The 12,498-nt window shown below is 64.4% G+C and carries 12 protein-coding genes and 1 other annotated feature; of the genes, 2 read left to right on the forward strand and 10 right to left on the reverse strand.

The window, feature by feature from the left end; genetic code table 11:
• Nucleotides 1-35: 35 nt before the first annotated feature.
• Nucleotides 36-1,931, reverse strand: a complete 1,896-nt coding sequence (locus L288_RS25165) for a potassium transporter Kup (protein ID WP_051209607.1) — start codon at nt 1,929-1,931, stop codon at nt 36-38.
• A 173-nt stretch (nt 1,932-2,104) separates the two neighbouring features.
• Here L288_RS25165 and L288_RS25170 point away from each other — a divergent pair, with 173 nt between their 5' ends.
• Complete coding sequence (locus L288_RS25170; protein WP_021236904.1) at nt 2,105-3,331, forward strand: NAD(P)/FAD-dependent oxidoreductase; 1,227 nt, start codon at nt 2,105-2,107, stop codon at nt 3,329-3,331.
• A gap of 104 nt (nt 3,332-3,435) precedes the next feature.
• Here the strand turns inward: L288_RS25170 and L288_RS25175 are convergent, their stop codons facing one another.
• The 9 genes from L288_RS25175 to fabD all read right to left on the reverse strand — a co-directional run bounded on the left by L288_RS25175 (nt 3,436) and on the right by fabD (nt 11,484).
• Nucleotides 3,436-3,909, reverse strand: a complete 474-nt coding sequence (locus L288_RS25175) for a 2'-5' RNA ligase family protein (protein ID WP_030541725.1) — start codon at nt 3,907-3,909, stop codon at nt 3,436-3,438.
• A 37-nt stretch (nt 3,910-3,946) separates the two neighbouring features.
• Complete coding sequence (locus tag L288_RS25180; protein WP_021236906.1) at nt 3,947-4,486, reverse strand: peroxiredoxin; 540 nt, start codon at nt 4,484-4,486, stop codon at nt 3,947-3,949.
• Between the two features lie 129 nt (nt 4,487-4,615).
• Entirely contained in the window at nt 4,616-6,112 is a 1,497-nt protein-coding gene (locus tag L288_RS25185; RefSeq protein ID WP_021236907.1) for a SulP family inorganic anion transporter, read from the reverse strand.
• Nucleotides 6,113-6,168: 56 nt separating this feature from the next.
• Nucleotides 6,169-6,224: a sequence feature (sul1 is cis-regulatory element that is thought to sense ions involved in sulfur or methionine metabolism; They are found in Alphaproteobacteria), on the reverse strand.
• A 252-nt stretch (nt 6,225-6,476) separates the two neighbouring features.
• Nucleotides 6,477-7,448, reverse strand: coding sequence for an endolytic transglycosylase MltG (gene mltG / locus L288_RS25190; RefSeq protein WP_021236908.1), 972 nt, complete (start codon nt 7,446-7,448; stop codon nt 6,477-6,479).
• Nucleotides 7,449-7,458: 10 nt separating this feature from the next.
• Nucleotides 7,459-8,718: a beta-ketoacyl-ACP synthase II gene (fabF, locus tag L288_RS25195; RefSeq protein ID WP_021236909.1), complete on the reverse strand. Its 1,260-nt coding sequence runs from the start codon at nt 8,716-8,718 to the stop codon at nt 7,459-7,461.
• Nucleotides 8,719-8,898: 180 nt separating this feature from the next.
• A complete protein-coding gene (locus tag L288_RS25200; RefSeq protein WP_007689016.1) occupies nt 8,899-9,132 on the reverse strand; it encodes an acyl carrier protein in 234 nt (77 codons plus the stop codon).
• 205 nt (nt 9,133-9,337) lie between these two features.
• Complete coding sequence (fabG, locus tag L288_RS25205) at nt 9,338-10,078, reverse strand: 3-oxoacyl-[acyl-carrier-protein] reductase (RefSeq protein WP_021236910.1); 741 nt, start codon at nt 10,076-10,078, stop codon at nt 9,338-9,340.
• Entirely contained in the window at nt 10,066-10,512 is a 447-nt protein-coding gene (locus L288_RS25210; RefSeq protein WP_021236911.1) for a GxxExxY protein, read from the reverse strand. The genes fabG and L288_RS25210 overlap by 13 nt, the downstream gene beginning before the upstream one ends.
• 36 nt (nt 10,513-10,548) lie before the next feature.
• Nucleotides 10,549-11,484, reverse strand: a complete 936-nt coding sequence (gene fabD / locus L288_RS25215) for an ACP S-malonyltransferase (RefSeq protein ID WP_031303868.1) — start codon at nt 11,482-11,484, stop codon at nt 10,549-10,551.
• 176 nt (nt 11,485-11,660) lie between these two features.
• Between fabD and L288_RS25220 the strand changes: the two genes are divergently transcribed.
• Nucleotides 11,661-12,498, forward strand: an 838-nt coding sequence (locus L288_RS25220) for a TolC family protein (protein ID WP_021236913.1), incomplete at its 3' end; no start/stop codon positions are given.

Below are 12,498 nucleotides of genomic sequence, written 5' to 3' on the forward strand. Positions count from 1 at the left end.
CCTGTTGCCGGTGCTTTCACGCCGCAGGCGCGGCCTCAAATCTCCAGTTGCGATCCCAGTTCGACGACGCGGTTCGTTGGCAGCTTGAAGAAGGCCATCGGGCTTTCCGCATTGCGGACCATCCACGCGAACAGCCGCTCGCGCCAGATCGCCATGCCCGGACGCGACGAAGGCACCAGCGTTTCGCGGCTCAGGAAATAGCTTGTGTCGGCCACGCCGATCGGCCCGCCGCAATCCCGCACCGCCTTCATCGCGGCGGGCACGTCCACATTTTCCATGAAGCCGTGGCGCAGGATCAGGCGGTAAAATCCCTGGCCATGATCCTGCGCTTCCGTGCGCCCGTCGAACGGCAGGTGCGGCACATCCTCGGTCCGCACCGTCAGGATGATGTTGCGTTCGTGCAGGATGCGGTTGTGCTTCACATTGTGGAGCATCGCGGGCGGCACGCCTTCGGCCGATGACGACAGGAAGATCGCCGTGCCCGGCACCCGCTTTAGCGACGGCCCTGCCGACCGGATGAACAGGTCGAGGTCCATCGCATCCTCTCGCAGAGAATTGCGCATGATCCGCCGCCCGGTCGCCCATGTCGTCAGCACCAGGAAGGACAGCGCCGCCACCAGCAGCGGGAACCAGCCGCCATCGGGTATCTTGGTCGCCGTGGACAGGAAATAAGCGCCGTCGATGATCAGAAACAGCCCCGTCACCCCGGCCGCCAGCAGCCGGTTCCAGCGCCACACACTGAACGCCAGCACGCCCATCATGCAGGTCGTGATCACCATCGTGCCCGTCACCGCGATGCCGTAGGCGGCCGCCAGATTGCTGGAACTGCCAAAGCCGAGCACCAGCAATATGACGAAGACCAGCAACGCCCAGTTGATCAGCGGCACATAGATCTGCCCCGCCGCCGAAGCGCTGGTGTGCAGGATGCGCAACCGCGGCAGGAAGCCCAGTTGCACCGCCTGCCGCGTCACCGAAAATGCGCCGGATATGACCGCCTGGCTTGCGATCACCGTCGCCAGCGTGGCGAGGATCACCAGCGGCAGCCGCGCCCATTCCGGCGCCAGCAGGAAGAAGGGGTTCTGCGCCGCCGCCGGATTGTCCAGCAACAGCGCGCCCTGCCCCAGATAGTTGAGCATCAGGCAAGGCAGCGCCGCATAAAGCCACGCGATGCTGATCGCCTTGCGCCCGAAATGGCCCATGTCGGCGTAAAGCGCCTCCGCCCCCGTCACCGCCAGCACCACCGACCCCAGCGCCAGAAAGGCGAGCCGCGGGTCAAGCTGAAAGAAGTGAAACGCCCAGGCCGGGTTGATGATCTGGAAGATTTCCGGGTGCCGCAGGATATTCGCGATCCCCAGCACCGCCAGCGTCAGGAAATAGACCGCCATCACCGGCCCGAACAGCGCGCCGACCTTCGCCGTGCCAAAGCTCTGGATGACGAACAGCGCGATCAGGACGCAAATGGCGATCGGCAGCACCAGCGGGCTCAATCCCGCCTCCACCACCGTCAGCCCCTCGATCGCGGAAAGCACCGAAATCGCCGGAGTGATGATCGCATCGCCATAGAAAAGCGATGTCGCCAGCACCCCGAGCGCCGTGATCGCAGGCGTCCAGCGCCCGCTGCCCAGCCTGCGCCCGATCATAGCCAGCAACGCCATGCTGCCGCCTTCGCCATCATTGTCGGCGCGCATGACGATGAACACATATTTGACCGTGACGATCATCATCATGGTCCAGAAGATCAGCGACAGCACGCCGTAGATATGGGCCGGATCGACCGTCAGCGGATGATGCCCGACGAAGCTTTCCTTCAGCGCATAGAGCGGCGACGTGCCGATATCCCCGAACACCACGCCCAGCGCCCCCAGCGCAAGCGCGGGAAGCGGCCCGCGCGCGCCATGGGCGGCGCCCCGGCCGGTCAGCTCATCATGCATCGACATGCGCACGAGTCCCCTTTTGCGAGGCCGCCTATGCCACATTCGCCAGGGGGTCCGCCACCGGGGAAGCGGCGGCCGCAGGCGCAATCTTCGTCAACCGCCCCTTGCAACCCCCGGCAAAGCGCGCCAATGACGGCTCCAATGCACTTTTTCGAGAGGATTGGGGGCCGATGAACCATTATGACGTTGTGATCGTGGGCGCCGGTCATGCCGGGGCGCAGGCCGCGATCTCCCTGCGGCAGCTCGGCTTTGAAGGGTCCGTCGCCATGATCGGCGATGAAAAGGACCCGCCCTACGAGCGCCCTCCCCTTTCCAAGGAATATTTCGCGGGGGACAAGAGCTTCGACCGCATCCTGATCCGCCCGGCCAGCTTCTGGGCCGAACGCAATATCGACATGCTGCTGGGACGCCGGGTGAAGACCGTCGATGCCCAGGCGCACGTGCTGACCGCGGGCGATGAGCAGATCGGCTATGGCAAGCTCATCTGGGCGACCGGCGGCAGCCCGCGCATGCTGACCTGCAACGGCGCCGACGCGTCCAACGTCCATGCCGTCCGCCGCCGCGACGATGTCGACGCGATGATGGCGAAGCTGGACCAGATCAACCATGTGACCGTCATCGGCGGCGGCTATATCGGCCTGGAAGCCGCCGCCGTCCTCAGCAAGTTCGGCAAGAAGGTCGTGCTTCTGGAAGCGCTCGACCGCGTTCTCGCCCGCGTCGCCGGGGAGGAACTGTCCCGCTTCTACGAGGCTGAACATCGCGCCCATGGCGTCGACCTGCGCACCGGCGCGAAGATGGACTGCATCGAAGTGCGCGATGGCAAGGCAACCGCCGTGCTGATGCAGGATGGCGAGCGGATCGAAACCGACATGGTGATCGTGGGCATCGGCATCATCCCCGAAACCGGCCCGCTGATCGCGGCGGGCGCGGCGGGCGGCAATGGCGTGGACGTGGACGAATATTGCCGCACCAGCCTGCCCGACATCTATGCCGTGGGCGACTGCGCATCGCACGCCAACCGCTTCGCCCGTGGAGCGCAGATCCGCCTGGAATCCGTGCAGAACGCCAATGATCAGGCAAAGACCGCCGTGGCGCACATCATGGGCAAGGAAGAAGCCTATGACGCCGTGCCATGGTTCTGGTCCAACCAATATGACCTGAAGCTCCAGACCGTGGGCCTTTCCACCGGCCATGACCAGACCATCCTGCGCGGCGACCCGGCAACCCGCAGCTTTTCGGTGCTTTACCTCAAGGCGGGCAAGCTGATCGCGCTCGATTGCGTCAACGCCGTCAAGGATTATGTCCAGGGCCGCGCCCATGTCCTGTCCGGCGCGGTGCTCGATCAATCACAGCTTGCCGACTCGTCGATCCCTCTCAAGGAAGTCGGTCTGGCCTAAGGCGAATGGCGGACCCTATGCTCCCGCGAAAGCACTCGAACGGGACAAGCGGCTCGTAAGAGCCCGGTCCCGCGTCGATGCTATTCGCGGCCGCCTGAAACCCGCTACCCGCGAAAACCCGCTTTCACCGCCAGTTCCCAAGGCCCGCCCCGATAATAGTACGCCGCAAGTCCGCTGATCCGCAGCGGACGCGGCCGGAATCCCGCGCGCAGTTCATCAGCCAGCGCGCGCGCCTGCCCCGGCGGAACCTTGTTCTGCACCGTCAGATGCAATCTGGGCCGCGCCTGATCCTGCGGCGTCAGCAGCCCGGCGAAAGCCTCCGCCAACTCCTCCCGGATCGAAAGCAGCCCTTCGCTCTCCACCTGAAAGGCGACCCCTCGCCCCAGGAACAGCACACCGGTCAGCGCCGCCGCCGGAGCCGGTTCCGCACAGAGCCGCTTCATCCGCTCCGCCAGTTCGGGCAGCAGCGATGGCGGCAGATGGTGGAACAGCGTGATATGCGCGGGCACAAGGTTGCGCTCCGGCGGGAAGTGCGCCCGCCGCAGCCCATCCGCCCAGGCAAAGTCCTGCGCCCCCATCAGCGCCGTCACGACGATCGGCGCGCAGGCCGGGCCGTCAGTCAGCCGGATGCGCTTTCAGCCACTCCAGCACCGGCTCAGGGCTGCTCATGCCATAGGGATCGTCATCCTCGCCCACATCGTTGATGCCGGGCTCCTCGAACCAGGCGACGATTTCGCCATCATCCACCACCATGGCATAGCGCCAGCTACGGTCGCCAAAGCCCAGATGGTCCTTCTTCACCAGCATGCCCATCCGGCGCGTGAAGTCGCCCGACCCGTCCGGCAGCAGCTTCACATTCTTGATGCCCAGATGCTTGCCCCACTGGTACATGACGAAGGCGTCGTTGACCGATATGCAATAGACATCGTCCACGCCCAGCGCCTTGAACTCGTCATAATAGCGCTCGAAGGCGGGGCATTGTTCGGTCGTACAGGTCGGCGTAAACGCGCCCGGCAGGGAAAAGACGACCACGCGCTTGCCCTTGAACAGGTCGCCGGTCTGCACATCCTGCCAGCGAAAGGGGTTGGGCCCGCCCACGCTCTCATCGCGCACACGGGTTTTCAGCGTCACATCAGGCACAGAACGTCCCAGCATCGTCGCATCTCCTTGTCTTCACGCGCTCCCGCGCCCTGCCGCCGCACGTGGGATGCGGCAATCAGGGCATGGAACACCCGGCAACGCAAGCCGATCCTTCCACCATCCCACGTTAATGGTATGGCGTGGCTAGTGCGGGACCGCGCCCAGCTCGAAGCCGGTTTTGTCATGCAAGGCGAAACGATCCACAATGTCCGCACTGGCGCGGTTATAGCCGGTCACCTCGACCGAGCGGCCATCGCGGCGCAACCGCGCCACGATCTTGTCGAGTGCCCCGACGCCGGAAATGTCCCAGAAGTGCGCTTGTGACACGTCGATGCGCACGTCTTTTGCTGTATCCTCCGCCTGGAATGCGCGCGTGAACCGCTCGACCGATGCGAAGAAGATCTCGCCGGTGACGCGATAGGTCGCCTGCGTTCCGTCGCCCGTGACTTCGCGCTCGACAGAAAACATGCGCTGCACCTTGGCGGCGAAGAAGATGCCGGAGAGCAGCACGCCTGCAAGCACGCCAAGCGACAGATCATGGGTCGCCACGACCACGATCACGGTCGTCAGCATGACCACCGAAGAGGTGGGCGGATGCCGGCGCAGGTTCGCGATCGAATTCCAGCTGAACGTGCCGATCGACACCATGATCATGACGGCGACCAGCGCAGGCATCGGCACGCGGCCGACATAAGGTCCAAGGACCGCCAGCAGGAAAAGGAGGAACGCGCCAGCGACGAAGGTCGATAGCCTCCTGCGCCCGCCGGAGGTCACGTTGATCACCGACTGGCCGATCATCGCGCAACCGCCCATGCCGCCGAACAGGGCCGCAACGATGTTGGAACCGCCCTGACCGGCGCATTCCTGGCGCTTGTCGCTGTCGGTGCCGGTCATGTCATCGACGATCTGCGCGGTGAGCAGCGACTCCAGCAGGCCGACCGCCGCCATCGTGAGCGAATAGGGCAGGATGATCCGCAGCGTGTCCATCGTCAGCGGAACGTTGGGCAGGGCCAGGCTGGGCAGCCCCTCGGGCAGCTTGCCCATGTCGCCCACCGTATGGACGGACAGGCCCAGGCCGATGCTGATCGCGCTCAGCACCAGGATGGCTACGAGCGGCGACGGGACCGCCCTGGTGATGCGGGGAAAGCCGTAGATGATCGCCAGACCTCCGGCGACCATGGCGTATGTCTCCCATCCGACGCCGGTAAGCTGCGGCAGTTGCGCCATGAAGATCAGGATCGCGAGCGCGTTGACGAAGCCGGTGATGACCGATCGCGACACGAACTGCATGACAAGGTCGAGCCGCAGCAGACCGGCGATGATCTGAATGACGCCCATCAGGATGGTGGCGGCGAACAGATATTCGACACCATGCTCGCGCACCAGCGGCACGACGAGGATGGCGACGGCGGCGGTGGCTGCCGAAATCATGCCCGGACGGCCGCCGATCAGGGCGATGGTCATGGCGATGGTGACGGAAGCGTATAGACCTACGCGCGGATCGACACCCGCGATGATGGAAAAGCCGATCGCTTCGGGAATGAGCGCGAGCGCGACGACAATGCCCGCCAGGATGTCGCGGCGGGCGGCGGCGCCGTCAGTGAACCACTGGCGGCGGTAAGCGGGAAGATCGAATGTCATTGAAAATCCACAACAGGGCACCGGACGCCGAACGGCGCCTCAGCATTGGTGCATGTTGTTGTCCGGCGGATCAGCGGCCGGAATAGCCACCCGGACTTTCACCGGGTCCTTGCGAATGCGAGCCCTATAGAGGGCGCATGCCGGTGAATCAACAGGCCTGCGAAAAGGCGGCTATTGAAAGAATGGCCAGCCCTCACCCAAAAATCCTCCGCATCAACGATGGGGAGGGGGACCATCGACTGAGCCGATGGTGGAGGGGAAAATGCGCCACCAGCCCCCTTCTCCACAGCCTGCGACCCCTTTCCCCAAGCCTACAGCACAGGAAGCATCAACACGCCTCAAACGGCAACCGGAACTCCACCCCTCAAAGTTCGCCCCGCGCCCGCCGGATATCGAACCATTTCCGCACATTCTGGTTATGCTGCTCCAGCGTGTCGGCAAAGATATGCCCGCCCTTCCCGTCCGCGACGAAATACAGCGCCTTCGTCTGCGCGGGCTGCAACACCGCCAGGATCGACAGCCTGCCCGGATTGGCGATCGGCCCCTTGGGCAGGCCCGTCATCGCATAGGTATTATAATCGTTGACCGCCGCGATTTCCGACTTCTTGATCCGCCGCCCCAGCGGCTTGCCCTTCGTGATCGGGTAGATGATCGTCGGATCCGCCTGCAACATCATGCCGGTTTTCAGCCGGTTTCCATAGACGCCCGCGACCATCGGCCGCTCGCTTGGCACGGCGGTTTCCTTTTCCACGATGCTGGCAAGGATGATCGCCTCGCGCGGGGTCTTGACGACAGCGGCGGGCGAACGCTCCGCCCACAGCTTCGCCAGGGTGCGCGTCATCGCATCCTGCATGCGCTTGAGCACGGCGGCGCGGCTTTCCCCCTTGTCGAACGCATAGCTGTCGGGAAGCACGCTGCCTTCGGGCGGAACCTCGATCGTGCCGGTCAGCTGATCGTTCGCCATCAGCCGTTCGTAGACCAGGATCGACGGCATGCCTTCCGGGATCGTCACCAGCCGCGTCAGCGTCTTGCCGCCTTGCAGGATAGAGAAGATCTCCGCATTGCTCGCGCCCTTCGGGATCACGAACTCGCCCGCCTTGATCGACTTGCCGCGCCCGAACACCTTGGTCCGCGTCAGGAAGGCGTCGGCGGAGCGCACCGCCCCGGCCCGCTTGAGCAGCACCGCCGCATCCGCGATCGACGCGCCTTCGGGCACGACGACATTGATGTCGCTCGCCGCCGGTCCCGCCTCGGTCCAGCCATGGACGAACCGGAACGCCACAAAGGCCGCGACGGCCAGGCCGACCAGCAATATGCTACAGCCAAGCCGCCGCATGGAAATGGCCTCAGATCGCCTTCATGATGAGCGAGGCGTTGGTGCCGCCAAAGCCGAAGCTGTTGTTCAGCACCGCGCGCACCTTGCGCTCCTTGGCCACGTGCGGGACCAGGTCGACCCCCGCGCAGCTTTCGCTCGGCTCGTCCAGGTTCAGCGTCGGCGGCACGATCTGGTCGCGCATCGCCAGGATGCAGAAGATGCTCTCCACCGCGCCCGCGCCGCCCAGCAGGTGGCCGATGGCCGACTTGGTGCTGCTCATCGACATGGTGGCGATATTGTCGCCGAACAGCCGCTTGACCGCGCCCAGTTCCAGCTCGTCGCCCAGCGGGGTCGACGTGCCATGCGCGTTCACATAGTCGATGTCAGACAAGCTGAGGCCCGACTTCCTGAGCGCCATTTCCATCGACCGATAGCCGCCATTGCCCTCCGGGTGCGGCGCCGTGACATGATAGGCGTCCCCCGACAGGCCATAGCCGATCACTTCGGCATAGATGTGCGCGCCGCGCTTCCTGGCGCGTTCATATTCTTCCAGCACGACCACGCCCGCGCCTTCGCCCATGACGAAGCCATCGCGGTTGACGTCATAGGGGCGGGAAGCCTTTTCGGGCGTGTCGTTGAAGGCGGTGGACAGCGCCCGCGCCTGGGCGAAACCGGCGATGCCGATCGGGCAGATCGCGCTTTCCGCACCGCCCGCCAGCATGACGTCGGCATCGTCCATCGCGATCATCCGCGCCGCGTCGCCGATCGAGTGCGCGCCGGTCGAGCAGGCCGTCACGACCGCATGGTTCGGCCCCATCAGGCCATATTTGATCGAGACCTGCCCGGAAATCAGGTTGATCAGGCGCCCATGGACGAAGTGCGGGCTCACCCGGCCCGGCCCCTTGTTCGCCAGCACCAGCGACTCGCTTTCGATCCCCGGCAGCCCGCCAATGCCCGAACCGATCGAGCAGCCCGCGCGCAGCCGTTCCTCCTCGCTCATATTGTCCAGCCCCGCGTCGCGCAGCGCCTGGCTGGCGGCGGAAATGCCATAGACGATGAAGGGATCGACCTGCCGCTGGATCTTGTGATCGACGTCCAGACCAGGATCATAGCCATATTCATGATCCGCGGGCTTTACCTCGCACGCGATGCGGCATTTATATTCGCTGGCGTCGAAGCGCGTGATCGTCGCCGCGCCGGACTTTGACGCGATGATATTCTTCCACGAGGTTTCGACATCTCCGCCCAGCGGGCTCACCATGCCGAGGCCGGTTACGACGACGCGACGCATATATCTGCTCCGAAAAACTTCACGAACTTGCGCCGTTCCTTAGCTGCTTCCAAAGCGCTTGTGAACGGCGGTCCAGATACGAAAAGGCTCCCCAAGGTCCGGTCTGCCCGGACAGGAGGAGCCATTCCCTTCACAACGTACGGCGGCCGCAACCCTCCGGGATCGGGCCGCCAGACGTTCTTACTGCTTGCTGTCGATATAATCGATGGCATCCTTGACGGTGGCGATCTTTTCAGCCGCGTCGTCAGGGATTTCCACGCCGAACTCTTCTTCGAACGCCATCACCAGCTCAACGATGTCCAGGCTGTCTGCGCCCAGATCGTCGATGAAGCTTGCGTCTTCGGTCACCTTTTCGGCTTCGACGCCCAGATGTTCGACGACGATTTTCTTAACGCGATCCGCGGTCTCACTCATGAGTGGTCCTTTTTACTGGGTATCGTTGAGGTTATGAATAACTGTTAAGGCATGCCCTAGAGCCAAGCCCCGTGCGAGGCAAGAGGCAAGAAACGATCGAAAAAGATGATTTCCGTCCCCTCCGCTCGCCCGGATGGCACAATGCGGCGGCGTTGCAAAGGGACTTGGCGCTCGTCCCGCCCGCCGCAATGCACGCCGCGCGCGGTCAGATCATCGCCATGCCGCCATTGACGTGCAGCGTCTGCCCGGTGACATAGCCTGCCTCCCTGCTGGCCAGATATACGACCGCCGCGCCGATATCCTCGCCGCTGCCCAGGCCGCCCGCCGGGATCTTCTGGAGGATCGCGGCCTTCTGCGCTTCGTTCAGCGCATCGGTCATCGCCGACCGGATGAAGCCCGGCGCGACGCAGTTCACCGTGATGCCTCGGCTCGCCAGTTCCTGGCCCAGCGACTTCGACATGCCGATGATGCCCGCCTTCGACGCGGCATAGTTGGACTGGCCCGGATTGCCCGTCACCCCCACGACCGAGGTGATGGAGATGATGCGGCCGAAACGCGCCTTCATCATCGGCTTGGCGGCGGCGCGGGCAAGGCGGAACGCGGCCTCCAGATTGACCGAGATGACGTCCGACCATTCGTCGTCCTTCATCCGCAGGATCAGGTTGTCGCGCGTGATGCCTGCATTGTTGACCAGAATGTCGATCTTGCCGCCTAGCGCGTCCACCGCCTGCGGCACCAGCGCATCCACCGCCGCCGGATCGGACAGGTTGCAAACCAGCGTCTCATGGCCCCCGCCCAGCTCCGCCGCGAAAGCCTTCAGCTTCTCCTCATTGCTCCCCGAAAGCGTCAGCCGCACCCCCTGCCCCGCCAGCGCCCTGGCGATCGCCGACCCGATCCCCCCCGAAGCGCCCGTCACCAGCGCGGTCATGCCTGTCAGATCGAACATATTTCTACTCCCTTATCTTTTTGTTCGCGCAGAGGCGCAGAGGACGCTGAGTCCTTATGATTGTTCACGAGGCGGCGGATACCTTCCTTCATCGTCTCCGCGCCAAAATTCAGGATCAGCCCTACGGGCTGCCGAGTCAGTCTAAGATAGGTCAGCAGTTGCTTGGCGTGGACCTTCTGAATCTGTTCAACCGATTTGATTTCGATGATCAGCCTGCCGTCCACCATAAGGTCGATACGAAATGCCGCTTCGAAACGCAGCCCGTCAAATTCTATATCGACCGGCCTTTGCCGATCGATCCGATACCCCAGGCGGGTCAGCTTCGCCGCGAGCGCCATTTCGTAGACGCTTTCAAGAAGTCCCGGACCCAGCTCGCGATGCATCTGCATCGCGATGCCGATCACATCCCTGGTGATGTCATCGATCGGTTTCACCCTCGCTCTGCGTCCTCTGCGCCTCTGCGCGCAACATCAAAAAGCCGCCAGCGCCGCCTCGACATCATCCATCGTCACGACGCTGCGCACGGTCGCGTCAGGCGCGATGCGCTTGATCATCGGGCCCAGCACCTTGCCGCCCAGTTCGACAAAGTCCGTCACGCCCGCTTCCCACATCGCCGCCACGGATTCGCGCCAGCGGACGCGGCCCGTCACCTGCTCCACCAGCCGCAGGCGGATCTCGTCCGGGTCGGCGATCGCGCTCGCAAGCACATTGGCATAGACCGGCAGCAGCGGCGTGTTGATCTTCGCGCCCGCCAGCGCCTCTTCCATCGCATCGGCGGCGGGCTGCATCAGCGGACAGTGGAAAGGCGCGGAAACCGGCAGCAGCACGCCCCGCTTGATGCCATGGTCCTTGACCATCGCCACCGCCCGCTCGATCGCGCCGCGATGGCCGGAAATGACCACCTGGCTCGGATCATTGTCATTGGCGACGGTGCACACTTCCCCTTCGGCGGCGGCATCGGCCAGCGCCTGCGCCTTGTCGATGTCCGCACCCAGCAGGGCCGCCATCGCGCCCTCGCCCACCGGCACGGCCGCCTGCATCGCCTGCCCCCGCAGCTTCAGCAGCCTGGACGTGGTGCCAATGTCGAACGCCTCCGCCGCACAGAGCGCGCTATATTCGCCCAGGCTGTGACCGGCGACGAAATCGCCCTTTTCCGCCAGCGAAAAGCCGCCTTCCTTCTGCATCACGCGCAGCGTCGCCAGCGCATTGGCCATGATCGCGGGCTGGGCATTTTCCGTCAGCGTCAGGTCGCTTTCCGGGCCTTCCACCATGATGCGGAACAAATGCTGCGACAGGGCGTCATCGACCTCCTGAAACAGTTCCTTCGCCGCCGGGCTCGCCTCGGCCAGCGCCTTGCCCATCCCCACCGACTGGCTGCCCTGCCCCGGAAATACAAATGCCCTCATCATCCACCTTAAACCAAAGAACGCTACGGAAAGCGCCGCTTCACCAAAACCGTTACACTTTACGACATTAATGGCGTTGAGGCATGGACGTCATTTCGGCACGTTCCCATGCGTTGCCCCATCCGCTCCCGCTATGTCTGCGGGCCCCTTTAACGACGACGGAGTGCAAGGAAAAGGTGCGATATCGCATTGCCTGGATTGCCGGACCGGCGCTGACCCTGTCGGCCTGCGCGGCTGGCCCTGACTACCGGCCGCCCCAGCCTGCGGCGCTTGGCGTGCCTGCATCCTACAGCCAGGGCGCAGCCGCCCCGATCGACGAAGCCGCGCTTGCAAGCTGGTGGACGCGGCTGAACGACCCTGTGCTCGACGGCCTGATCGATCGCGCCGTCGCCAGCAACCTCGACATCGCCCAGGCGCAGGCCCGCCTTCGCCAGGCGCGTGAATCGCTGCGCCAGGCGAACGCCGCCTTCCTGCCGCAGGTGAACGGATCGGGAAATGCAGGCCGCAACTATTCCAACCGTGGCGGCGCGACGCGGGTGGATGACAATGGCAACATCATATCGGGCGGCGCCGACCGCTGGAGCAGCAGCTATACGCTGGGCGCCAACGCCAGTTGGCAGCTTGACCTGTTCGGCGAACTGTCCCGCTCCTCCGAAGCCGCCCGCGCCGATCTCGCGGCATCGGGCTATGACCTTGCCAATGTGCGCATGACGATCATCGCCGAACTGGTCACCAACTATGTGCAGGCTCGCCTCGCGCAGGAGCAGCTACGCATCGCGCGTGAGACGGAGGCGGTTCAGAAGGATAATTTCGACATCGCCGGATGGCGCTTGCAGGCGGGCCTCGTCTCCTCGCTGGATGAACAGCAGGCCCGCGCCCAGCTTGCCCAGACCAGGGCGGCCATCCCGCAGCTTGAGGCCAGCCTGCGCGGCAGCCTCAACCGCATCGCCGTGCTGACCGGACAGGCGCCCGGCGAAGCCACCCGCGCGCTGGAAACGCCCGCGCCCATCCCAA

The organism is Sphingobium quisquiliarum P25 (assembly GCF_000445065.1).
Lineage (GTDB): Bacteria > Pseudomonadota > Alphaproteobacteria > Sphingomonadales > Sphingomonadaceae > Sphingobium > Sphingobium quisquiliarum.